Annotated in this window: 19 protein-coding genes and 1 other annotated feature; of the genes, 15 read left to right on the top strand and 4 right to left on the bottom strand. The window is 44.5% G+C overall.

From position 1 onward, the window contains the following. Positions 1-94: 94 nt before the first annotated feature. The 11 genes from fdrA to A5882_RS17345 all read left to right on the top strand — a co-directional run bounded on the left by fdrA (position 95) and on the right by A5882_RS17345 (position 15787). Positions 95-3103, top strand: a complete 3009-nt coding sequence (fdrA, locus tag A5882_RS17400; protein ID WP_086373206.1) for a DUF1116 domain-containing protein — start codon at positions 95-97, stop codon at positions 3101-3103. Further along, a complete protein-coding gene (locus tag A5882_RS17395) occupies positions 3093-3914 on the top strand; it encodes a DUF2877 domain-containing protein (protein WP_086373205.1) in 822 nt (273 codons plus the stop codon). The genes fdrA and A5882_RS17395 overlap by 11 nt, the downstream gene beginning before the upstream one ends. A 15-nt stretch (positions 3915-3929) precedes the next feature. After that, on the top strand, positions 3930-5180 hold the full coding sequence (locus tag A5882_RS17390; protein WP_086373204.1) for an MFS transporter: 1251 nt from the start codon (positions 3930-3932) through the stop codon (positions 5178-5180). Then, positions 5177-6109, top strand: a complete 933-nt coding sequence (arcC, locus tag A5882_RS17385) for a carbamate kinase (RefSeq protein ID WP_086373203.1) — start codon at positions 5177-5179, stop codon at positions 6107-6109. Before A5882_RS17390 ends, arcC begins: the two co-directional genes overlap by 4 nt. A 13-nt stretch (positions 6110-6122) precedes the next feature. Continuing rightward, complete coding sequence (locus A5882_RS17380) at positions 6123-7340, top strand: dicarboxylate/amino acid:cation symporter (RefSeq protein WP_008379199.1); 1218 nt, start codon at positions 6123-6125, stop codon at positions 7338-7340. 48 nt (positions 7341-7388) lie between these two features. After that, positions 7389-8450 (top strand): ureidoglycolate dehydrogenase, encoded by a 1062-nt coding sequence (gene allD / locus A5882_RS17375; protein WP_086373202.1) that lies wholly within the window; start codon positions 7389-7391, stop codon positions 8448-8450. A 228-nt stretch (positions 8451-8678) separates the two neighbouring features. Beyond that, entirely contained in the window at positions 8679-9161 is a 483-nt protein-coding gene (ssb, locus tag A5882_RS17370; protein WP_016621453.1) for a single-stranded DNA-binding protein, read from the top strand. Between the two features lie 293 nt (positions 9162-9454). Then, positions 9455-10165: a gamma-glutamyl-gamma-aminobutyrate hydrolase family protein gene (locus A5882_RS17360; RefSeq protein ID WP_016621451.1), complete on the top strand. Its 711-nt coding sequence runs from the start codon at positions 9455-9457 to the stop codon at positions 10163-10165. Positions 10166-10193: 28 nt separating this feature from the next. After that, positions 10194-11837 (top strand): peptide ABC transporter substrate-binding protein, encoded by a 1644-nt coding sequence (locus A5882_RS17355; protein ID WP_086373201.1) that lies wholly within the window; start codon positions 10194-10196, stop codon positions 11835-11837. A 463-nt stretch (positions 11838-12300) separates the two neighbouring features. Further along, the gene (locus A5882_RS17350) at positions 12301-14055 is read left to right on the top strand and encodes an ABC transporter ATP-binding protein (protein WP_005234510.1); all 1755 of its coding nucleotides are present in this window, start codon (positions 12301-12303) and stop codon (positions 14053-14055) included. Further along, complete coding sequence (locus tag A5882_RS17345) at positions 14039-15787, top strand: ABC transporter ATP-binding protein (protein WP_008379188.1); 1749 nt, start codon at positions 14039-14041, stop codon at positions 15785-15787. Before A5882_RS17350 ends, A5882_RS17345 begins: the two co-directional genes overlap by 17 nt. A 137-nt stretch (positions 15788-15924) precedes the next feature. Here A5882_RS17345 and A5882_RS17340 read toward each other — a convergent pair whose 3' ends face one another. Then, positions 15925-16836: a LysR family transcriptional regulator gene (locus tag A5882_RS17340; RefSeq protein WP_008379185.1), complete on the bottom strand. Its 912-nt coding sequence runs from the start codon at positions 16834-16836 to the stop codon at positions 15925-15927. Between the two features lie 138 nt (positions 16837-16974). Further along, on the bottom strand, positions 16975-17814 hold the full coding sequence (locus A5882_RS17335) for a MetQ/NlpA family ABC transporter substrate-binding protein (protein WP_086373200.1): 840 nt from the start codon (positions 17812-17814) through the stop codon (positions 16975-16977). A 49-nt stretch (positions 17815-17863) separates the two neighbouring features. After that, positions 17864-18095 (bottom strand) — a binding site (T-box leader). Positions 18096-18296: 201 nt separating this feature from the next. Between A5882_RS17335 and A5882_RS17330 the strand changes: the two genes are divergently transcribed. After that, on the top strand, positions 18297-18902 hold the full coding sequence (locus A5882_RS17330; protein ID WP_086316436.1) for a short chain dehydrogenase: 606 nt from the start codon (positions 18297-18299) through the stop codon (positions 18900-18902). A gap of 82 nt (positions 18903-18984) precedes the next feature. Here the strand turns inward: A5882_RS17330 and A5882_RS17325 are convergent, their stop codons facing one another. Then, positions 18985-19569 (bottom strand): SOS response-associated peptidase, encoded by a 585-nt coding sequence (locus A5882_RS17325; RefSeq protein ID WP_005234526.1) that lies wholly within the window; start codon positions 19567-19569, stop codon positions 18985-18987. Positions 19570-19788: 219 nt separating this feature from the next. Continuing rightward, on the bottom strand, positions 19789-19935 hold the full coding sequence (locus A5882_RS19905; protein WP_005234527.1) for a hypothetical protein: 147 nt from the start codon (positions 19933-19935) through the stop codon (positions 19789-19791). A gap of 717 nt (positions 19936-20652) precedes the next feature. Here A5882_RS19905 and A5882_RS17315 point away from each other — a divergent pair. The 3 genes from A5882_RS17315 to A5882_RS17305 are packed head-to-tail and all read left to right on the top strand — an operon-like array spanning position 20653 to position 24830. Then, positions 20653-21510: a PRD domain-containing protein gene (locus A5882_RS17315; RefSeq protein ID WP_034872360.1), complete on the top strand. Its 858-nt coding sequence runs from the start codon at positions 20653-20655 to the stop codon at positions 21508-21510. Continuing rightward, positions 21500-23371 (top strand): beta-glucoside-specific PTS transporter subunit IIABC, encoded by a 1872-nt coding sequence (locus tag A5882_RS17310; protein WP_086297655.1) that lies wholly within the window; start codon positions 21500-21502, stop codon positions 23369-23371. Before A5882_RS17315 ends, A5882_RS17310 begins: the two co-directional genes overlap by 11 nt. Before the next feature lie 28 nt (positions 23372-23399). Then, on the top strand, positions 23400-24830 hold the full coding sequence (locus tag A5882_RS17305) for a glycoside hydrolase family 1 protein (protein WP_086316434.1): 1431 nt from the start codon (positions 23400-23402) through the stop codon (positions 24828-24830). Positions 24831-24906 lie beyond the last annotated feature (76 nt).

Below are 24906 nucleotides of genomic sequence, written 5' to 3'. Positions count from 1 at the left end.
TGGATAAAAAGTATAGCATTTTTTTAGAACTTTATCCAATGAAAACGCAAACAAGGATCGTTAGAATGAGAGTGTAAGAAAAGGAGGAGAACAAATGCTGCACACAGTAATCTTAAAGAATAACTACCAAGATTCCATTAACTTAATGCTGCTGACGAATACGATCAATGATCTAGGCGATGTCGAAATGAGTCAAATCATGATGGGGACGGATGCAAACAAAGACATATTAAATAACACTGGCTTGCTTTCTAAAGAGGCGGAAGGTGCTTCACCCAACGATATGATGATCGTGGTCGATAGCCAAAACGAACAGATCATGGATCAAGTAATGCCAGCGATCGATTCATTTTTAGCTGATCTTTCAGCAAAAGATCAAAGCAAAGAAACGCCAGCGGCGGCTTCATGGCAAGAAGCCTTGAGCGCAATGCCGGATGCCAATGTTGCACTATTTAGTATTCCTGGGGAATATGGCGCAGCCGAGATGGAAAAAGCCTTGAAAAATGACTTGCATGTTTTCTCGTTTACGGACAATGTTGCTATCGAAGATGAAGTGCGTTTGAAACAGCTGGCTCATGAAAAAGGCTTATTGATGATGGGGCCAGACTGTGGGACTGGTATTATTTCTAGCATTCCGATTGCCTTCACGAATGTCGTGGCACCAGGAAACATCGGTGTTGTTGGTGCCTCTGGTACGGGGATTCAAGAAGTGACAACGATCATTGACCGATTAGGCGGTGGTGTCGTTCATGCCATCGGGACCGGCGGACGTGACTTAAGCGACAAAGTTGGGGCGATCACTGTCAAAGATGCCATCGTTGCTTTAGAAAATCATGAACCGACAGATGTGATTTGCGTGATCTCGAAACCACCTGCAAAAGAAGTGCGGGATGAAGTCGTTCAATTGTTGCAAAGTATCAGCAAACCTGTAGTAGCGATTTTCTTAGGAGAAAAACCAGAAGCCCATGAAGGAAAAGTCTATTTGGCACATACTCTGGAAGAAACAGCGCGCATTGCTGTTGATCTTGCCAATGAAGAACCAGTCAAGGCGAACTATTTTGAACGCGTGGCAACCCCAGATGTGCCAAAACTCGCTGAAGACAAAGTGGTCAAAGGTCTTTATTCTGGCGGTACATTAGCTGCCGAAGCAGGAATGCTGATCTCCGAAGCCTTGAATCTAGAAGGCCTTGTAAAACAAGAAGGCTATATCTTGCATTCCCACGGCTATGATGTGATCGACCTTGGTGATGATATCTATACCCAAGGCAAACCGCACCCAATGATCGATCCTGAAGTGCGCATCAAAAAAATCGAAGACTATGCGCAAGATGAGCAAACCGGGGTCATTTTATTTGATGTGGTGTTAGGTTACGGCGCACATGCAGATATGGTAGGTGCACTGTTACCAGCCATCGAAGCTGCACAGCAAACAGCCCAAGCAGCTGATCGCGCGCTATACTTTGTTGCTACCGTCTGCGGAACTGAAAAAGATCCGCAAAACTATCAAGAAGCAGTCAACCGTTTGAAAGCAGCTGGCGTCTATGTGGCACCAAGCAATGCTCAAGCAGTGCAATTAGCCCTCGCCTTAAAAGGGGCGACTCTTTCTGAAGCAGACAAAACAGTCAATGACTATACTGGTAGCAAGGTTGAGGTGCCGACAGTCAGCGAGAAAGTAATGGAGCTGTTGACCACCAAACCACGGATCATCAATGTTGGCTTGCAAAGCTTCAATGAATCGATCCTGCAATATGGCGGGAAAACAGAACAATTCAACTGGCGTCCTCGTGCTAACGGCAACAAGAAAATGATCCGTATTTTAGACGCGTTAGAAGAATTTGACGAAAAAATCACAGCTGAAAACCAAGCAGTGACGGATAAAATCAAAAATGCCCAACCATTCTTGATCGATGTCGTTCCGGCTAAATCAGTGATCGCTGAATTAAACGAAAGTCAGAAAACCTTGCTGCATGCAGGACCGCCGATCCAATGGTCGGAAATGACGGGACCGATGCAAGGATCTTGTATCGGCGCTGCCTTGTTTGAACGCTGGGCGAAGGATGAAGACGAAGCCCGCCGCCTACTAGAAAGTGGGGAAGTCCGCTTTATGCCATGTCACCATGTCCAGGCAGTCGGTCCAATGGGCGGGATCACTTCAGGGAATATGCCTGTCTTTGTGGTTGAAAACCGCCTTGTCGGCAACAAAGCCTACTGTATTTTGAACGAAGGGATCGGTAAAGTCTTGCGATTCGGTGCTTATTCACAAGAAGTCATCGATCGTTTGGATTGGATCAAAGACGTCTTAGGACCAACCATTGCCAAGGCATTAAAACTAACTGAAGAAGGCATCAATTTGAATGTATTGATTGCCCGGTCGATCACAATGGGGGATGAATTCCATCAACGAAATATTGCAGCATCATTGAACTTCTTGAAAGAGATCGCGCCGTTGATCATCCAAACAGAAATCGATGAAAAGCAAAAATATGAAGTGATCAAGTTCTTAGCAGATACCGATCAGTTCTTCTTGAATATCATGATGGCAACCGGCAAAGCCATCGTTGACGGTGCCCGTGTCGATGCCAAAGGAACGATCGTGACCACCATGACGAGAAACGGCGTCAATTTTGGGGTTCGTGTCGCCCAAACAGAAGACCAATGGCATACTGCACCAGTCAATACGCCGAAAGGTTTGTACTTTACTGGGTTTACCGAAGCAGATGGCAATCCTGATATTGGGGACAGTGCCATTACTGAAACCGTCGGTGTCGGAGCAATGGCGATGGTAGCCGCACCAGGTGTAACACGCTTTGTCGGCGCTGGTGGCTTTGAAGATGCGCTAGAAACTTCCAATGAAATGGCAAAAATCTGTTTCGGTCATAATCCGACCTTCTCGATCCCAACATGGGACTTCCAAGGGACTTGTTTGGGGATCGACATCCGGAAAGTCGTTGAAACAGGCATCACCCCAATCATCAATACCGGGATCGCCCATAAAGAAGCAGGTGTCGGCCAAGTCGGTGCAGGGACGGTGCGCGCACCGTTAGGCTGTTTTGAAAATGCCTTGACGGCTTATGCGAAGGATCTGGGGATCGATGTTGACTGAGAAAATCAAAATCAGTGATTATCTAGACCCATTGCGACGATTCGGTCGTAACGGTCGGGTGCATAGCGTGTTTGATCGTTCATTCAATGTGATGATCGGGCAGCAGCTGGTTAACATCAACAATTATCACAACTATTTGACTGGCTTCGGAGTCTTTTTACCAGATGCATTGTTTGAGCAAGTCCTGCCTTTGATCGAGGTCGGCAATCGCGTGCAAGTCCGAGAGCATGGTCTAATTTTTTACAGCACAAAAGGAACATTTTCTCTTTCATTAGAGGAAAAAGAATTGGTTTCGCTGCAGGTGAAGGAGCTATCCTTCACCTCTGCGGAATTGCAGCTTTTGAAAGAAATCCTGCTTCAACAAAAACTAGAAACCAAGATTGGGTTGCCCGAAGATGAGAAAACCCAAGCAGTGTTTGCGGCATTGCGGCAGCCTGTCTCAGATTGGGAACCAATCATTGCTCACCTGATTGGCCGCGGCAAAGGATTGACACCTAGCGGCGATGATCTTTTAGTTGCCTATCAAGCGATGCTCTATGCCTTGCAGCAGCCGGAAGCTGACGCGTTAGCGCAAGCATTGGCAAAACCGCTGTCTACGACGGATGTCAGCCTTGCTTATATTCAAAGTGCCAGTCAAGGGTATGTCAATTCTCTGATGCTGCAATTATTCAAAGACTTAAAAAAGCAAAACCCACAAGTGATTGAAAAAGATGTGCAGCAGTTGATGTCCGTTGGTCATTCGTCAGGCAAAGATCTTAGTTTTGGGTTGTTGTTAGCGTTGGAGTCATTGTCACTTGAGGAAAAAGAATAGAAATGGGGAGAAATCATGGAAATCAGTAACCAGAAAGATGCGGTCAAAGTAAGCAATTCTTACTGGAAAAAAGTCGTTGCTATTTTCTTTGTCGGCTGGATTTTAATGTACGCCACACGGACGATCTTCAATCCAATCATGGGTGTGATCGGAGAAGAATTCAATTTAAGCAACACACAACTAGGACTTGCCAATAGTATTTTCTTTTTGACATATGCCGTTGCGCAAATTCCTTTTGGCATCATCGGCGACAAAATCGGTCGCAAATTGGTGATCGCCCTAGGTTTTGTTTTATTGGCGGTGACTACTTACTTCAGTGGGCTAGCCACAAGCTTCGTTTTGTTCTTAGTGATTCGTGCCATTGCAGGGATTGGTCAAGGTGCCTATTACGGTCCGCAATACGCATTGTCTACCGAAGCGATTCCCGACAACAAACGGACCGTCGGAAATGCCATTATCAACAGTGGGATGGCGTTTGGAACGTCTGGCGGGTACTTGCTTTCTAGTAAATTGGTCTTGGATAACGGGGGCCATTGGAGCCAACCCTTCTTCCTAATGGCGTTTCCGACCTTGATCGTCGGTGTCTTGTTCTATTTTGTTTTGAAAGAAAAAGTGATTCGTCCAGAAGATGAAGGACAAGAAATAAAAGAAGAGGGGCCAAAAGAAAAGATTTCCTTGAAGCAGATTTTTTCAAACCGCAATCTCGTGGCAGCCTTTGTTCTATGCTTTACCAGCATTTATGCAAACTTTGTGATTATAACTTGGCTGCCGCAATTCTTGATTGCCGAGCGTGGCTTTGAAGGGGCGAGTGTCGGCTTTATTGCTTCCTTAGTCCCATGGGCATCGATTCCAGGTGCGTTGATTTTTGCTCGATTGAATGATAAAACTGGCGCGACGAAAAAATTAGTCTATTTATTGGTCCCATTGGCGACCCTTTCCGTATTTGCCATTGCCTTTGTAACGGATCGTACCTTATTGATCACTGTTTTGATTTTGTATGGATTGACTGGCAAGCTGGCGCTTGATCCAATCGTCGTGACCTTTGTGACGAAAAACGCACCAAAAGGCGCCTTAGGAACAACCTTGAGTGCCTATAACTTTATCGGGATGTCGGGGTCGATCATAGCGCCTTATGTTACTGGCTTTTTAGCCGATTCTTTAGGATCGATGCAGGTCGGGTTTTACCTGTCTTGTTTATTACTGCTGATCGGATTAGGTGTTTTTGCCGTATTAGCAAAGGAAAATCAGAAGGAGAGCATAAAATGAGTTTGAATGTGATCGCTTTAGGCGGCAATGCTATTTTAGATAAAGACCCCAGTGATGAAGGACAAAAAGCAGTCGTTGCGCAAGCAGCACGTTATATTGCCGATTTTGTCGAAAAAGGGGAAAAAGTCATTATTTGTCACGGCAATGGACCACAAGTCGGCAACTTGCTGTTGCAGCAAAAAGCCGGGGAAAGTGAAAAAAATCCCCAATTGAAATTAGACAGCTGCGTAGCGATGACCCAAGGAAGTATCGGTTATTGGCTGCAAAATGCCTTGATCAATGAGTTTGCCACACGTCAAGCACATCCATCGGTAATCTCATTAGTCACCCAAGTTCGTGTCGATCCAGCAGATCCATCGTTTGAGAGACCTTCCAAACCAGTCGGACCTTTTTATAGTGAAGAGGAAGCCAATGCTGCGATGGCAGCCAATGGCGGGGTGTATCAAGAAGACGCTGGGCGTGGTTACCGCAAAGTGGTTCCATCGCCGAAACCGCAAGAAATTGTTGAAAAAGAAGCCATCAAAACATTGGTCGATGCAGGTGTGATCACGATTTGTGCCGGTGGCGGTGGCGTACCTGTCGTTCGCAACGATAATGGGTTTACTGGCGTGGAAGCCGTCAACGACAAAGACTTTACCGCCAGTGTCTTAGCAAAAGATGTGCAGGCCGATCGCCTGATTATTTTGACCGGTGTCGACAATATCTACATCAATTACAACCAGCCGAATCAGCAAGCCTTAGGAGAAATCAGTGTGGCACAAGCCAAGGGCTACATCGAGGAAGGCCATTTTGCAGCGGGCAGTATGTTGCCAAAAATAGAAGCTGCGATTGATTTTGTTGAAGAAGATGCAGCCAGAACCGCGATTATTACCTCAATCGAAAAGTTAGCTGAACTGGATCAGCATACAGGAACCATACTTCGAAAATAAAGAGGGGATCAAAGTGAAAGCAAAAAAACTACCGATGGTGACGCAGATCGTTATTGCCGTTCTTCTAGGGATTCTTTGCGGTTTGTTCTTTGGGCAAGCCGCTTCATTCCTAAAAATCTTGGGCGATCTTTTCTTGCGTCTGATGCAAATGGCGATCCCGTTATTGATCGTTGGACAAATCATTCAAGCAGTTGGGGGGATTGCCCCGAAAGAACTCACTCGTTTGGGTGGAAAAACGATCGCTGTCTTTGGGATTTCCTCCTTATTCGCTGCTGCATGGGGCGTGCTGATGGCGCTCTTCTTTGCTCCAGGCAAAGGGATCGACTTTTCACAAGCTGTCGGCGAACCTCTGCAAGCACAAGAAATTTCTATATCAGAGACTGTGATCAACTTTATTCCCACGAATATTTTCGATGCGTTGAGTAAAGGGTCAATTATTCAAATCATCGTTTTTGGGTTGTTCTTTGGTGTTGCTCTCAATCGCTTTATGCAAAAGAAACCTGAGTCATCTCTTTATGGGCTGATCGTGGATCTAAATGAGGTTGTCATCGCTATCATTCGTTACGTGATGATCGTGGCACCAATCGGTATTTTTGCTTTGATCGCTTCAACGATCAGCTCCCTGGGCTTGCAGATCATTTTGCCATTAGGCAGCTATTTGCTCGTCTACGGTCTAGCCACCGTCACGTTCCTTGGGCTGTGGCTAGTCTTATTGACCGTTTATTGTCGGATCAATCCGTTACGATTGATCAAAAATATGAAGAATATGTCGGTCATGGCATTGGCGACGACCTCCTCTGCCATCACGCTGCCGATCGCTATGGAAGAATCCCAGAACAAATTAGGACTCAGTAGCCGCATCACCAATTTGGTATTGCCATTGGGCATGTCTTTGAACAGCAATGGGTCAGCGATGCATATGGCGATTACCGTCATGACAATCGCCCAAATGTATCAAATCAACTTTGACGGGATCCAAATGGTGATGGTAGCTGTAACTGCGACTTTCGTTTCTTTAGCCAATGCAGTTGTTCCCGGAGCGGGGTTAGTTTCCTTGGCAATCATCGTTCCCCAGCTTGGTTTACCAATCGAAAGCATTGCGCTATTTGCTGGTGTCGAATGGTTTGTTGGCATGCTGCGGACAATTTTGAACGTGAACTCAGACGTCTATTCAGCGCTGCTGATCGCTAAGTCAGCCGATGAACTGGATTATCGCGTGTTTAATCAATAAGAGAAGCCGTTGCCAAGCGTGCTTCTCTTTTTCTAAGGAGGAGAAAAGATGGAAGAAATGAGCAGACGTTATCTGCTGGAATTAGAAGCATTGATGAAAAAGAAACTATTGGCTGCTGGTTTGCCAGAAGCCGCTGCCAGTGAAACAGCGGCGCATTTGACCTTTGCGGATGCTTGCGGGATCCATTCTCATGGTGCCGTGCGGATGGACTACTATGCCGAGCGTTTAGTAAAAGGTGGCATCACGCTGGAACCAAACATGTCTTTTGAAAAAACAGGCGCCGCTACCGGAATTTTCCACGGAGATAACGGCATGGGGCATTATGTGTGCAATGAAGCGATGGCGATCGCCATTCATCTGGCAAAAGAAGCCGGGATCGCTGCAGTAGGAATCGAGCAGACCAGCCATAGCGGGACGATGGCGTATTACGTCAAACAGGCTGCTGAAGCCGACTTAGTAGCGATCGCCATGTGTCAATCGGATCCGATGGCGGTGCCTTTTGGTGGAACCGAAAACTATTTTGGCACCAATCCAATCGCGTTTGCTGCACCACGAGCCAATCATCCACCGGTGGTTTTTGATATGGCGACGACGGTTCAAGCGTGGGGCAAAATTTTGGATGCTCGCTCGAAGAAGCAGCAGATCCCCGATACTTGGGCAGTAGACGAGCATGGCTTGCCTACCACCGATCCCTATGCTGTCCAAGGATTATTGCCAATCGCTGGTGCTAAAGGATATGGCTTGATGATGATGGTGGATATTTTAGCTGGCTCGATGCTAGGCTTGGCTTTTGGTAAACAGGTCACCTCCATGTATGCGGACTTGACGGAAAAACGCCGCTTAGGACAATTCCTTCTTGTGATCGATCCATCTCGTTTTACCAACACCGAAACCTTCAAGCAAAGCATCGATCAGATGGTGACTGAGCTGCATGCAATCCCGCCAGTAGAAGGGCAATCACAAGTCTACTATCCTGGAGAGATCAGCCAAATACACTTTGAAAAAGCCCAGCAAGAAGGGGTCATAATCCCCAAAGCGATCATCGATTATCTCGAAAGCGAAACCCTCCATTTTGATCGCTATGGTAGTCAAGATTCCTTTGCTAAATAAAAATCCGCAAAAGGCAGTTGGTTCAGAGGGGGATTGAACCAATTGTTTTTTTGCTGTGTGGAGCAAAGAGAAGTTTTCAGTCAGAAAATCGCACATTATTGGCAGGATCAGACGAATTCTTTGAGTTGGTTCATTTTGTTCAAAGCATTTCTTAAGCCATTCGACCTTTGATTGCTTGTTTTTTGGAATGTGGTAGAATAGGTCGCATAAGTTAAGATCACTCAAGAAATGAGAGAAAAGCGAGGATGCAACGTGGCAATGAATAAAGTGGTTCTTACTGGGAAAATCGCAGAGATGCCTAGTAAAGAAGCGTTTGATGCGGCGGACGATCAGGGCGTACGTTTTGATCTTGTCATTGTGTCTCAATGGCAAAACAGTGAAGAAGTGCACCATGAATGGTTTGCTTGCGTCATTCATGGAAAGCAGGCAGAGACCTTTTTACGGTATACTCAAAAAGGGGCAAGTATCAAAATCAATGGACACTTGCAAGGCTGTCCTTATGAAACACCAGAAGGTCAGAGACTTTGTGCGGCAGAAGTGGTGGTGGATAGCTTCCAAATCTTAGAGTTGGCAGAAGAACCAGCGGCGCCTTTTCCTAAAAAGCGGCCATCGACACTTGATGAAACAACGCAAACAAAGTCGATCCGTAATGAAAAAGATCCCCTAAAAACACAGATGCTGGAGTTTTTAAAAGACAATCGATTATTTTAATGACGAAACATGCGGAAAGCAACGGCTTCTCGCATGTTTTTTTACGTAGAGAAAGTATTGGTAAAATTCAACTATATCTGACTAGCGGTGTTCTTTATTGCTTATCAAAGAGGGGGTTAAATAGAATGGTGATTGTAATAAATGATCGCGAAAGTGAAAATAGTGTTTCACAAAAAGTGCGGATTGGTTTAGAATAGTTGAAACATATCTTGAGAAAAAGTGCGGCGCTTGCCTTGTTCAACTGCTAGATACCGCTTTTTTCTGAAAAAATCGTTAATCAGGGAGGGATGTCGATGGGCAAATCAATTATAGGGATCGCTGCGAATGAAGTGCAAGATGCTGGCGATGTGCTGCATCATTTGCCGATCGCCTACACACCATTAGGGTATGTGCGAGCGATCCAGCAAGCGGGCGGACTGCCATTGCTCGTGCCAATCAGTGAGCCAGCTGCAGCCAAGGACTATGTTTCACAGATCGATAAACTGGTATTAGCTGGTGGACAAGATGTTTCACCCAAGTTTTATGGGCAGGAGACCCATCAGGCAACTGGAAGCGGCTTGTTGGCACGGGATGAGTTTGAACTAGCGCTGATCGATGAAGCGCTGCTGCAAAAGAAACCAATTTTTGCGGTTTGTCGGGGAATGCAGCTGGTCAACGTGGCATTCGGTGGCACGCTGCAGCAAGACATCAGTACCTTCAGTGAGATCATTCATATGCAGGCGCCGATTCCGAAAGAAGTGCCGACCCATGCCATCGTGACGGCTGAAAAAAGCATGTTGGCTCGTGTTTACGGTCAAAAAACAAAGGTTAATTCCTTTCATCATCAAGCGGTGGATCGATTGGCTCGTCCATTGCAAAAGACAGCTTGGAGTCCTGATGGCATCATTGAAGGCATTGAACACGTGGGTCAGCGCTTGTTGGCGGTTCAATGGCATCCTGATTTTGCCTATGATGCGCTTATACAAGAACAAGCGGTTTTCAAGTATGTCGTTGACGTATTGTAAGAAAGAGGATCACGCAAGGAGGAGAAAAATGAAAAAGAAAATGATGGGTATCACTGCTTTCACAGTATTGGTTTTAAGTGCCTGCAGTACCACGAGCCCCACGACGGATTCTGGACAGCAAGAGGAGCAAGGAGCCGTTGCGCAAGAAATTCAAGTGTCAACCGCTGGCGCCTTATCAACCCTTGATAGCGGACAATACACGGATGTCAATAGTTCCGATATGATCGGACAAGTGGCAGAAGGGTTATACCGTCTGGATCAAGAGGGGGATCCTGAGCTTGCGATGTCCGCTGAAGAGCCTACGGTATCAGAAGACGGACTGGTTTATACCTTCACCATTCGTGATGCAAAATGGAGCAATGGCGATCCTGTTACTGCGGATGATTTTGTCTACGCCTTTCAATATGTTGCTAATCCAGAGAATGGTTCTAGTAGCAGTAATCAAATGGATGTGTTGAAAAATGGCAGTCAAGTGCGTCAAGGGGACGCTGAGGTGAGTGAGTTAGGTGCAAAAGCATTGGACCAGCAGACGTTAGAGCTGACATTGGCAAGTCCAATCTCGTATCTGGATCAAATTTTGGTCGGGACACCTTTTATGCCAAAAAACCAAGCGTTTGCTGAAGAAAAAGGTGCCGATTATGGGTTATCAGCGGAAAATTTTGTCGGCAATGGCCCATTCTTGATCGAAGGGTGGAACGGGACCAACGAATCATGGACGTTAACGAAAAATCCTGATTATTGGGATGCTGAGAATGTCCAATTGACCAAGATCGACGTGCAAGTAGTGAAGGAAACGGCGACTGGTGTCAGCCTTTTTGAAACAGGAGAACTGGACTACACCACCTTAACGGATACTTACGCGCAGCAATACCAAAACTCAGCTCAAGCCAACTATGTGCCAAAGGCGCTGGTGGGGTATTTAAGTGCCAACCAAAAACGAGAAGTCACAGGCAATGTCAAGGTACGTCAAGCAATTTTACAAGCCATCGACAAAGAGGCATTTGCCGAAAATATCTTAGGTGATGGGTCCACTGCATTGAACGGCTTTGTGCCAAGCAACTTTGCCAAAGATCCTGAAACAGACCAAGATTTTCGTGAAGAAAATGGCGATTTACTGCCGTACGATTTAACAGCCGCACAAGAGCTTTGGGCACAAGCCAAAGAAGAGTTGGGACAAGAGGAAATCACTTTGGAACTGTTGTCAGCAGATACAGCAGCAGCCAAGAAAACCATCGAGTTTGTCCAAGGGCAGTTAGAAACCAATTTGCAGGGATTAACCATCGATGCCAAGTCGATTCCTTTACAAAACCGTTTGGACTTGCAATCCCAAGGTGAATTTGATCTCGTCTTTGGGACTTGGACACCAGATTACGCGGACCCGATCAACTTCTTAGAATTTTATGATTCAACAGGTGGCTTGAATACGTCTGGGTATGCTAGTGAAAGTTACGATCAAGGGTTAGCAGAAGCACGGACGACTTTAGCAAACGACCCAGCTGCCCGTTGGGACTTATTGAAAGAACTGGAAAAACAATTGATCGTTGAAGATACAGCCGTTTTGCCGTTATATCAAGGGGCGGTGGCGTATTTGAAAACAGATCGTTTGCAAGGGGTGCAAGTGTTTCCTTTTGGACGAACAGTATCCTATCGCCTAGCATCTGTCACAGAATAAACAGGTAGTAAGAAAACAGAGGAACTTTTTTTCAACTAAGTGTGCTGATCAAACAGCGTTTGTTGAAGAGAAGGGCATCTGTTTTTTTATTTTAGCCAAAATCGTTGCAACTCTTGGGGTAAAACAGGAATTCGTTTTCAAAAAAAGGTTGTTAAAAAGGGCTGTTTTCACATCTGTGTTTTTAGAAAAGTCAATCTTTTTTAAAGAAAATTAATAAAAGTTGTTGCATTCTCAGAAACTTATCTGTAAAGTGTTAGGTGTAGTCAGCAAAATAAAAAGAGAAGGAGGGATTACGATGCAAAAAGTATTTGATAAAAAAACAACCAAATTGAATAAAGTGAATCCCTCATTCGGTAACCATTAGTGTACAGATAATGTCTATAATAACGACGTTTATGCTCTGTCCTTTTTCCGAAGGGACAGAGCTTTTTTGTGTACTTTTTTAGAATGTGAGGGATAAAACATGAAGTATGTATTAAAACAATTAACAACGTATTTTAAAGAACATAAGGTGCGCTATACCTTCGTATTCGTCTTTATGGTGATTGCTAGTGCGATGTATGTCGCACCAATCTATATCTTGCGCTTATTCATTGATGCGCTGATCCAAGATAATTTTGATTATTCGGTACTGGTCCAATACGTGACCCTCTTTGCCGGAGCTATCTTGTTAGGATATCTGGCCGAATTTGTTTGGACGTTTAATTTATTTATTGGTTCCTACGATTTGCAAAAACAATTACGGGAACAATTGATGAGCCACTTTCTTAAAATGGGGGCGCCGTTTTACCATCGTTTCCGAACAGGCGATTTAATGACTCGTTCCAGTGACGATGTCCAAGTGATGGGGATGACCGTTGGGTATGGACTGATGGTTTTCTTAAATACTAGTTTGTATCTAAGTTTTATCGTGGCGATGATGGCTGGAACGGTTTCTTGGCTATTGACCTTGATTGCCTTGATTCCAATGCCGCTTTTAGCCTATTACATTTTCAAATGGGGCTCACAAGTCGATAAGGCGTTTACGGAAGCGCAGAATTCTGTTTCTGAGATGAATAGTGAAGTGTTGGAGATCATTGATGGCATTCGGGTCGTCCGAGCTTATGGACTAGAAGGAGCTACCACTGAACAGTTTCAAAAGAAAACACTGGAAACAAGAGCAAAAAACAATATCGTTTCTGAGATCGATTCCCGTTTCGGGCCGCTGATTACCATCATCTTAGCGATCAGTTTTGTGATGAGCTTTGGTGTCGGGGCGTTTCTTGTTGCCAACCAAACAATCACCATCGGTGCGATGGTCTCTTTCCAAGTGTACTTGACAATGGTCGTTTGGCCGATGATCTCAGCAGGAGATCTTGTGAATGTGATGCAACAAGGTGCCGCATCCTGGCGTCGGATCAATGAAGTGCTGCAGACGGGTGATGAATTAGAAACTCCTGGTGAAGCCGACCTGCAAGCCATCAATACGATCCGTTTTGAAGCATACCATTTCCAATACCCACAAGCAGCTCGTTATGTGTTAGAAGGACTGGATTTGACGATCACTCGTGGAGAAGTCTTAGGGATCGTTGGGAAGACCGGTAGCGGAAAAACGACGCTGCTAAGACAATTCGGTCACCGCTATCCATACTCTGATCAAGTACCCTTGATTAACGAGCAGCCGTTGACGACCTATCAAACAACAGCAGTGCGCAACCACTTTGCAGAAGTGCCGCAAGAACATACCTTGTTTTCACGAACAATTCGCGAGAACTTGCTATTCGGACAGCCAGATGCTTCCGAAGAAGTGTTGTGGGAAGCACTGGAAGCCGCTTGCTTTAGTGAAGACATCAAGCGGATGCCAGAAGGGCTCGAAACGGTCGTCGGTGAGAAAGGCGTTTCCCTGTCTGGTGGACAAAAACAACGCTTGTCCTTAGCACGGGCGTTTTTACGAAACAGTGAAGTCCTCTTACTGGATGATGCCCTTTCGGCAGTTGATGCCAAAACGGAACAAGCCATCATCACGAATTTGAAAACGATGAAGCAGGCACCGACCTCCATCATCGTGACCCATCGATTGTCCGCCATCACCGAAGCGGATCAAATCATCGTCTTAGAAGACGGACGGATCACACAGCGTGGTACCCATCAGGAGTTGATCGAAACGCCAGGCTGGTACCAAGAACAGTATTACCATCAACAGTTAAAGGAGGACGATACAAGTGTTCTCAACGATTAAGCGTTTGCTCACGTATTTGAGCTATTATAAAAAACAATTTACCGTGGGCGCAATCTTGCTGTTGTTGGCAGCAGCGCTCGAACTGACTTCACCACTGATTGCCAAACAGCTGATCGACCGAGTGATGACACCGGCGGTTGACAGCAGAAACCTAAACACGATGCTTTTGATCCAATTACTCGCTGGGTATTTGCTGGTCAATTTGATTGGTTCTCTCTTTCGTTATATCAGCTTGCTGCAATTGCGAAAAATGTCCAACAGTATTGTCAAAAAAATGCGGGATCAGCTTTTTGACCATATGCACAAATTACCGGTTTCTTACTTTGACCAGATTCCAGCCGGCAAGGTCGTCGCACGGATCACGAATGACACCGAAGTCTTGCGGTCTAATTTCTACGTGATCGTGATCAGTAATTTGTTAAGCAACATTATCCAAATCATTGGTGCGTTTATTGCATTATTTCTTTTGAACCGCACCTTAGGAGCAGCGATGCTGATCCTGATCCCGATTTTAGGAATCTGGCAGCATTTTTACACCAAATATGCCTCTCGTTACAATTTAGCAATGCGGGAATACATCTCACAAATCAGTGGGCAGTTAAATGAATTTGTCCAAGGAATGGCGATAATCCAAGCCTTCCAACGAGAAAAGCAGTTGCAGAAAGAATTTAATGAAACAGTAGAGAAATGGTTCAAAACTGGACGTAAATACCTCTTACTCGATTCAAGTATCGCTTGGGGATTAGGCAATTTGTTGCGAAACTCAACGATCTTGCTTTTGATCACGACCTTGGCCGCCTTTTTCCTTGATGGCCGCTTGGCGATCTCAGCAGGCTTGCTGTATGCCTTTATTGATTACATCAACCGCCTGTATGATCCCATCGAAGGGCTTGTCCAAACCATCACCAATGTGCAGCAATCATTGGCTGCCGGACAGCGGGTCTTTGAGTTTGCTGATCAGCCGGTTGAAAAACAACAAAGTGAGCAGCTGACTGTCACGAATGGCGATGTTTCTTTCCAACAGGTGACCTTTGGCTACGATCCTGAGCAAGCGATCTTGCACGATATCAACTTTGACGTTGCCGCAGGAGAGACCATTGCTCTAGTCGGTCATACTGGTTCTGGAAAATCGAGTATTTTGAACCTGTTGTTCCGTTTTTATGATCCGCAGCACGGAAAAATCGTTGTGGATGGACAAGTGATCGCTGATTTTGATCGTCATAGTTTAAGAGATTCAATGGCGATCGTCATGCAAGATCCCTATCTATTTACTGGAACGATCGCCAGCAACATCGGAATGAACGATCCAACGATCACCGAAGCGATGATTATCGATGCCTTGAAACAAGTCGGCGCTGACTACCTTTTGAGCCGCTACGAAAAAGGCATCCATCATCCAGTCGTTGAAAAAGGCAATGAGTTTTCTAGTGGAGAACGCCAGCTGATCAGTTTTGCCCGTGCATTGGTGTTTGATCCGAAAATCTTGATTCTGGATGAAGCGACGAGCCATGTGGACACTGAAACAGAATCCATCATTCAAAAGGCGATGACCATCTTGCAAAAAGGACGGACGACCTTTATGATCGCTCACCGTTTGTCAACGATCAAACAAGCAGATCAAATCTTGGTCTTGGATCAAGGGAAGATCGTGGAACGGGGAACCCATTCGAGTCTTGTCCAAGGGCAAGGAATCTATCAGCAAATGTATCAAATGCAGGCAGAGCAGCTGTAATCAGCGGTGATTGCCGACAATGTTAACCGTAAAAGAAAATCCTTGAGCCTCCTGCATGGGAAGTGGCTCAAGGATTTTTTATATAATGCGAAGGAGCAGCCAATCATCTATGGGGAGTTGGAAGAGGAGGCCTTCGCTTATATATCAATAGGAAAAGCTGTAAGATGATGCCGTAATTTTGCTAAGAAACGCTCGCCGATCACTGATAACGGGCGATCGTTCTTTTTAATGAGGATGATCTCACCCTCGGACGCGTCGATCAAAGGAAGAAAAGCCAAGTCTTGGCGTTCTGGTTGGGCAACGATCCCCGAGCCGGTTCCATAAAGATCCGTCTGTTGTAATAGCTGGACCATCGTGCCTCGATCGCTGACATGCACCACTTGAGGGCTTTGAGCGAAGTCGATCAAATCTTCTGAGAAGAACGAATAGCGTTCATCTTCTTGCAAAAAGCGTACTTGTGGATAAGGGGCGAGATCTCTTAAGGAAAGCTGCCTTTTTTCTGTCAAGGGATGAGCTGCTCGCAAAAAGACATGGGGGCGAAACCGTCCCAACGCCTCGAAGGACAATTGGGCGCCTTGCAGCAGTCGTTCCAATCCTGCTTGGTTTTGCTCATTCAAATAAAGGATCCCAAATTCACTTCGATATTGTTGCACGTCCGTGATCACCTTTAAGGTCGTGGTTTCTAATAAGCGAAACTGGCGGCAGTCGGGAAATTCCTGCAGCAGCTCACTGAAAATTCCAGCCGTGAAATCATAGTGCTGGCTTGCGATAGCGAAGGTTTGACTCGCTGCTTGCTTGCTGGAAAAACGCGTTTGCAGCTGCGCCACTTGACTCAAGATCGGCTGGGCATGGTCTAGAAATTCCGAGCCTTCGGCAGTCAAGCGGGCGCCTTGATTCGTACGCTCGAAAAGCTGGACCTCCAATTCTGTTTCCAACTCTTTCACGGCTTGGGAAAGACTTGGCTGCGAAAGATACAGCCGTTTGGCTGCTTCACGAAAACTTCCATGGTCAGCGATCGCTTGCACGATGCGCATTTGTTGAATATTCAATTTTTGACCTCCTTTACAAAGATTCAGACGGGGAATGGTCCACTAATCAATAGTAGTCATGTCTTTTCCTTCTATAGTAATAGAAGCTTCTTTAAAAAATACGACGATATTTGCTGCTTATTGCTACTTGTGAAGCGGTCATTGCAATTCTTCAGGAATAAACCAATAACCCGTTTGATTCTCTTCTGCCAGCAGTTCTTTAAAGGCTTCAGAATGATAAGCTGCCACCACTGCCTGTGCCCAGTCACTATCTTTGTTGGCTTTTTTTACCGTTGCCACCAGTTCATATTCTTGCAAAATGTCTTCACTTAATAGGCTTTCCTCTGCAGCGATTCCAGCACTATAAACGATGCTGCCGGGAATCACCGCATAGTCTAAATCTGCTAAGCTGCGGGGGATTTGGGCAGAATCCATCTCGACGATGTCCAGGTCATAAGGATTGTTAGTAATGTTTCTCAAAGTCGCGTCAATGGGCGCCACTTCGGAGTCAAGCTCGATCCAGCCGGCTTTTTGTAGCAGCAACAGGGCCCGGGCACTATTTGACGGATCATTGGGGATCCCGATGGTATCGTTTGCTTCAATCGCTGTTAAACTGTCCTTTCTGCCAGGATACAAGCCGGCTGGAACGGTAGGAATTGGTGTGATACCCACTAAATCGGCATCCGTGTTTTCATTGAAGTTTTCTAAATAGGCGGTGTGCTGATCGACGTTTAAGTCGATCTCGCCATCGTTCAATGCAATGTCCGCTTCCAAGACCCCAGTAAAGCCAATATCCGTCACAGTATAGCCAGCTTCTTCTAAAATCGGTTTGATTCCTTTGAGAAACAGTTCGCTGTAAGGCCCTGGTGTCGTCCCCAATCTGATTTCTGTCTGCTGTTCCTCGGCACTTCCCGTTACTTCTTCTTGATTGCCACAACCGGCAAATAAAACTAAGGACAATAAACCAAAGCCCACACCCAATCGAATCTTTCGTTTCATAACTTTTCCTCCTTTTTTATAAAAAAAGCCTTCCCAAAGAATAGTCTTTGGGAAGGACGATCATTTCGCGGTACCACCTTCGTTTGTTTTTTGCTGAAACAAAAAACCTCAGTCAGTTCATCAAATAAACTGCATTGCGCTATCGGGCTTTCTCCGTCGGGGATTGTTCGTCCACGAATGCTCAAAGGTCATTTTCGGATCGTCTTCCTTACTCGTTTCCACCAGTTCCGAGTTCTCTTGAAAGAAAGGGGGGATCGTACTCTTCTTCTCACTGCATGTGTATGAAATTAGTAGTATCTTAGAACAAGATGAGAAAGTTGTCAATTGCTTTCGTGATAGGTGATTCCAATCACTACGCAGGTAGTAGGGGAACAAATGGACAAGGGCAAGAATAGACCTAAAAAGCAGGAAAAGCAGATGAATGGTCGAAATCGCTTGGTTGGGTTAGAATCGAAACACAAAACAAAAAAAGAGGCGAGCAAATGAAATTACTTTTGATTGGACATACCGGCACACTTGGGCAGCTTTTAGTTGAAGGCTTTCAGCAGCTACCAGAGGTGGAGCTGATCACGGCTAGCCGTAGCAGCGGCGATCATCAAGTCGAAATTGCGGATGCAGCCAGTGTCAGCCAGCTATTTGCAGCTACTGGGAAAGTGGATGCCATTGTTTCCGCTGCGGGAAGCACAGTGTTTAAACCCTTTGAGGAATTGACGCCAGCAGATATTCAACAGTCGGTGGCTTCGAAGCTGCAAGGACAAGTCAACCTTGCGTTGATTGGCCAGCATTTTCTCAATGAAGGTGGCAGTATCACGCTGACTTCTGGAATTATCAAAGACGAATTTATCCCAATGGGCACGCCTTCAGCACTGGTCAACGGCGGTTTAGAAGCCTTCGTGGCATCGGCAGCTTTTGAGATCGGTCAGGGGATACGAATCAATGCAGTCAGTCCCAATGCGCTTGTGGGCTCTTGGGAAACCTTCGCCGATTCTTTCAAAGGCTTTATTCCCGTTGGTGACGCACCCGTTTTTGCAGCGTATCAAAAAGCAGTCTTTGGAATCATGACTGGCAAGACCTTCACCGTTTATTAAGAAAAAGCAGAAGTAGAAAAAAACCGCCAAATCAAAGCTGACTTGGCGGTTTTTGTTCTGCTGAAAAAGAAGTAGCAAGCAGTTAAGAAGAGAGCAATTGGGTTTTCAGCTTGGGCATTTCTGCTTTGAGTTGTTGGCGAGCAAAAGCCAAGTCATTGATCCAAGAAGCAATCGCTTCTTTTTCTAAGAACAGAGGCATTCGATCATGGACTGGTTCAACAGAATCGTTCGCGGCAGTCGTTAGAATGATTGATTCGGTTTCGATCTGATCCTCTTTTTGAAGGATGCGATAAAAACCAGCAGCATAAATCACGTGATCTTGCGAAAAGAGGAACTTTTCCTTTTCATGATTCCATTCATAGAAACCAGACATCGGAAAGACACAGCGATGCTCTTGGAAAGGCTGGCGAAAAGTCGGTTTCTCTTCAACGGTCTCAGAACGCGCATTGATCATCAAATGCCCTTTTTTAAAGCCGGTAAAGCCCCATCTTGTCACACCAGCTACAACTTGTTGTTGTTGATTTGCACCGATGGTTACGACGTGATTGGAGGGGAAAACATCATTGATAGCGACAGTCTGTTGGCGCTTGCGGGCTTTCGCCGCGGCTTCTTGATAATATTCTGACAATTCGCCAGTTGATGGATCAAATAAGTATCGGCCGCACATGGACAGGTCACTCCTTTTTTTGGATTGGCTGGTGCCTTTGTTTCAGTATAAAGACTCAAGGCGTCAAAACCAACTAACTTGCTTCACAGCGTGATTCGACAACGAAAGGATAGGGGCGGTTATGTAAAAAGTTAGTACCGCGAAAAGAGTTAAAAGAAATCAGATAACAAAAAAAGGCAGTCACCTACTGAGGTTGACAGCCTTTTTTATTCTAGTTGGTTAGCCAATTTTTTTAACTCTCCCGCCGATTTTATTTGCGAAACGTTCAGCATCTTCTCTGCAAGTATAGGTCAATGCAATTGTTTTGTCCCGTGTTCTTTTTCCTTCGGCGGTTAGATAACCATGAAAGATTTTAATCGCATACAATCGATAAACACCTCCTTATCCTTCGTAATAATAACAAATTTACCGCTTACATTCAAGAGATATAGTAAAACTTTATTTTTTGTTAGTTATTTTATTAAGAAATTGTTCAAACGCTTAAGAAAAGATTGAGGGATAAAGGGAGGTGTGGAATAGACCAATGCGCATTTGAAAGGAAAGACGAAGGAACCTAGATGTATAAAGTTACTGCTACTTGCTTTCCAGCATAGAAGGACAAAAAATGAGAGCGATTTTGTTTTGAAATTTAAACAAATAGACCAATCGAGGAATAGCTAAGATAGGTGTCAAAAGTAGAGAAGAGAATCTATTTTCGTTTTTGCGTGTTATTGAGACATTTTCCCCTCAAAAAATGGTTTGTAGAAAGAAACGATGATTCAAGCGCTGCATAAGCACGAAGATTGTTGTTTATTGTGCCGGCAAGTTGTTGGTTTGGGGATAAAAAAAGCAAAAGTTGTTCTTAAAACACCAGTCTGACAAAAATAGCTTTTGTGAGAAGCTCAACGGGGGCTTAACGATCGTGCGAAAAAATTTAAGGAAGCGATTGACAAGTTTTTTTTGAAGTGCTATGATACCGATGTAATTAGATAACGGTTACAGAAGTGCTGTGACCAAGAGGCGTGTTACTGTAAGAAGGCAAACCTCATATTCCACCAAGGGTGGAGTATGAGGTTTTTTAGTGTTTTTAAGGTGGAGGAAATCATGAAAATAAAGAAGTTTTTAAATAATAATGTTGTCTTACTAAAGAAAGGCAGCAATGAAATTATCGGATTTTCTACAGGCATCAGCTTCAATAAGAAGGTAGGAGATGATGTAGAAGAACAAGATTTTGAAAAGATTTTTGTATTGGATACTCACGCAATGTTGGAACATTTTAGCTATCAATTAGGAAAGTGCGATCCGAAATACGTAGCGATCGTTGCTAAAATCGTGGCTTATGCCAAACAGAATTATCGCTTAGCAGTCAGCGACTATATTTATTTGACTTTGCTGGATCATATTGATTTCACTGTTCATCGTATCAAGCAGCAAATGACTTTTCATAGTCCTTTGCAATGGGATATTCGGCGATTTTATCCCGATGAATATGCCATTGGGGTGTATGCTGTCCAACTTATGGAGCAAGAACTAACGATCGATGTACCAACAGAAGAAGCGATCTCCATCGCATTGCATTTTGTAAATGTCCAATCACAAAAGAAGGATATGGCGGTTACCAATCAAATCGCGAAATTTATAGAAGACGTACTGACGATCGTAAAGTATGAGTACAAACAAAATTTTGATGAGAATAGTTTCCATTATTCTCGCTTTGTCACGCATCTGCACTATTTTGCACAAAATGTGATCAATCATACACTTCCCAGCTATGAAGCGTCGACGCTCTATGCACAAATTGAGAAGATGTATCCGCAAGCGTTTCACTGTGTGGAAAAAATCAAGGTTTATATCAAAAATACGTATGATATCAACATCTCAGAAAATGAAGAAATTTATCTATCACTCCATATCCAGAAATTGACGGAACAAGGAGAAAGGGAGAAAAACAATGGACTATAAACAACTAGCCAATGAAATTTATGAAAATGTCGGCGGTGGTAAAAATATCCAGCACGTGACCCATTGTGCAACAAGACTGCGTTTCACGCTGGCCGACGACAAAAAAGCTGACAGTGAAGCAATCAAACAGTTAAAAGGAGTGACTGGACTCGTTCAGGGAAATGGTCAATACCAAGTGATTATTGGGCCAGATGTATCGAGTGTATACGCTCAACTACCGACGACAGAAACGACGGCTGATCAAAGCAGTAGCGATCAATCGATCATCTCACGACTCCTTGACTTTATCGCAGGCTGTTTTACACCGATGATTGCAATCATAGCAGCTGGAGGAATGCTGCAAGTGGTCCTTTCACTATTGGAGTTATCAGGAATTTTAGCTGCAACTGACGATACGTATCTCGTATTGTATCAAGTATCGCAAGCAGCCTTCTTTTTCATTCCCGTTTATTTAGGAAATTCTGTGGCCAAACGATTGAAAATTGATCCTTTCTTAGGAAGCTACGTCGGAGCGATTTTTGTGATGCCAGGATTGACGGCCCTTCTTAGCCAAGAAGGAGGAATCACATTATTTGGATTGCTCGTACCGAATGTGAGCTACAATGCCTCCGTTTTGCCAGTTTTATTAAGTGTCTGGGTTATGTCTTATGTCTATCGGTTCGCCGATCGGATTTTACCGAACAGTGTCAAATTTATTCTACGTCCATTGATCGCCATCATCGTGATCACACCGCTGGCTCTATTGCTAATCGGACCATTAGGTGTGACGATCGGCAACTATGTGTCACAGTTTTTGAACTACTTAACAAACAATTTTGGTCCGTTAGCCGTCTTGTTTATGGGTGCCTTTGCTCAATTGCTAGTAATGACGGGCATGCACACGACGCTGACCCCTATTTTATTAACTTCTTTGGCAACGTACGGGTATGATGATTTGATCGTCCCTGGTATGCTGCTTGGATTGGCTGCCGAAGCAGCGATTTGTTTAGCGGCTGGAATCAAAGCTAAGGATACGGAATTTAAACAAGTGAGTTTTTCATCGGCAATTACTGCCTTGATGGGTGTGTCTGAACCTGCTTTGTACGGAGTAACCTTACGTCTGAAAAAACCGATTGTCGGAATGATCCTTGGGGGTGCTGCTGGGGGACTTTATTTTGGTTTGATGAAAATCAATACGCCAGTAGTCATTGCTTCATTTGTGGCGCTTCCATCATACAGCAGTGTGTTTCATGCGCTGATCGGCTCGTTGATTACTTTTGCGATTGCCTTTGCTTACACCTGGGTCATGGTCAAAGATGCAGATTTTCCTAATAATAATCAGCCGCAAGCAGTCAAATCTGGAGCGCAAGATGTGACAGCCAAAGCAACTGATGTTTCTTCTGAAACGAAGAAAGAACAATCAGCGATTGAAAAAATTGTATTATCACCTTTAAAAGGAACTGCCGTTCCATTGACAGAAACCAATGATCAGGCGTTTGCTTCATTGGCATTAGGCAAAGGAATTGCTGTTAAGCCACAAGATCAACAGGTGATTGCCCCATTTACGGGACAGGTTTCTGCCGTTTTTCCAGGAAATCATGCGATTGGACTTACCAGTACCGAGGGGATTGAACTTCTGATCCACATCGGTATTGATACGGTGAATATGCAAGGAAGTGCCTTTGAACGACTAGTCAATGAAGGTGATCAAATCACTATGGGAGAAACATTATTGCACTTTGATGCAGAAAAAATCGCTCAGGCAGGGTATGAAGATACCGTTATGATCACTGTTACCAATACGGCAGACTTCTTAGATGTTGTGGCACTTGCCCAAAATCAAGAAATTAAAGCTGGCGATCAGTTATTAGCCATTTTTTAACCATTAGAAAGAAGAAAGGATGACAGCAATGAGTTTCCCAAAACATTTTTTATGGGGCGGCGCTTCGGCGGCAAACCAATATGAAGGCGGCTATAATGAGGGCGGAAAAGGGCTCGCTTGTGCTGACTTGATCAGCGGTGGCAGCCATACGACTTCTCGGAAAATCACAGCAAAAATTGAAGAAGAGTTGTTGTATCCAAGCCACGAAGCAACTGATTTTTATCATCATTATCAAGAAGATATTGCATTGTTTGCAGAAGCTGGATTTAAAGCTTTCCGCATGTCTATCAACTGGACCCGGATTTTTCCCAAGGGCAACGACGCTGAACCGAATGAAGAAGGCCTGGCCTTTTATGATCGCGTGTTTGACGAGTGTCGGAAGTACGGGATTGAACCAATTGTAACCATTGCTCATTTTGATGTTCCCGCATATTTGAGCCAAGAATACAATGGTTGGGCGAGTCGTGAAGTGATCGACTTTTATGCGAGATATGCGGCGGTGTTGTTTGAACGCTATCACGAAAAAGTAAACTATTGGATCACTTTTAATGAAATCAACACGGCCACCTTAAGTATCGGAAACTTTTTATCACTGGGACTGCAAGTTGGTGAATCTGAATTTATCAATCAGCCGGATAATCTACAGCAACGCTACCAAGCCCTGCATCATCAATTTGTTGCCAGTGCAAAGGTTGTCGCTTACGGACATGAGCATTATCCAGACCTGAAAATCGGCTGTATGATTTCTTATATGCCACGCTATCCTTATACTAGCCATCCAAATGATGTATTACTAGCCAAACAAGAAGAAAATATGCACTCGAAATTTTGTGGCGATGTGCAGGTCACAGGGAAATATCCTTATTATGCAAAGAAATATTTTGCTGATCATGGCTTTGCAATCGAGTTTGCACCAGAAGATCAAGCGATCCTAGCTAAGGGAACAGTGGATTACTACACGTTTAGTTACTATCTAACACTTTGTGTCTCTGCAGATGAGAAAGTTACCAAAAATGGGCACAGTATGATTGGCGGTTCAGGCGTAAATAATCCTTATCTAGAGCAGACGGAATGGAATGCGATGATTGATCCAGTAGGATTGAGAATTGCGTTGAATGATATTTATGATCGCTACCAACTGCCATTGATGATCGTGGAAAATGGGATCGGGGTTTCAGAAACTGTTGCTGAAGATGGACAGATTCATGATGATTACCGTATCGATTATTTAGAAAAGCATATTGCTGAAATGGAGAAAGCCATCGATGATGGTGTCGAGTTGATTGGTTACACGATTTGGAGTGCCGTTGATATTGTCAGTGCTTCTACAGGAGAAATGAAAAAAAGGTATGGCATCATTTTTGTGGATAAATATGACGACGGGACAGGGACTTTAGATAGAAAGAAAAAAGACAGTTTCTATTGGTATCAAAAAGTGATTGAACGAAACGGCTTATGATTAAATACTCCAGTACTTGCGGTGTACAAGTGCTGGAGTTTTTTTGCGTATCAATTTCAGCGCGTACAAAACAAAA

Source organism: Enterococcus sp. 4E1_DIV0656, from assembly GCF_002140695.1.
GTDB classification, from domain to species: Bacteria; Bacillota; Bacilli; order Lactobacillales; family Enterococcaceae; genus Enterococcus_D; species Enterococcus_D entomosocium.
This window is presented reverse-complemented; position numbering and strand designations above follow the sequence as displayed.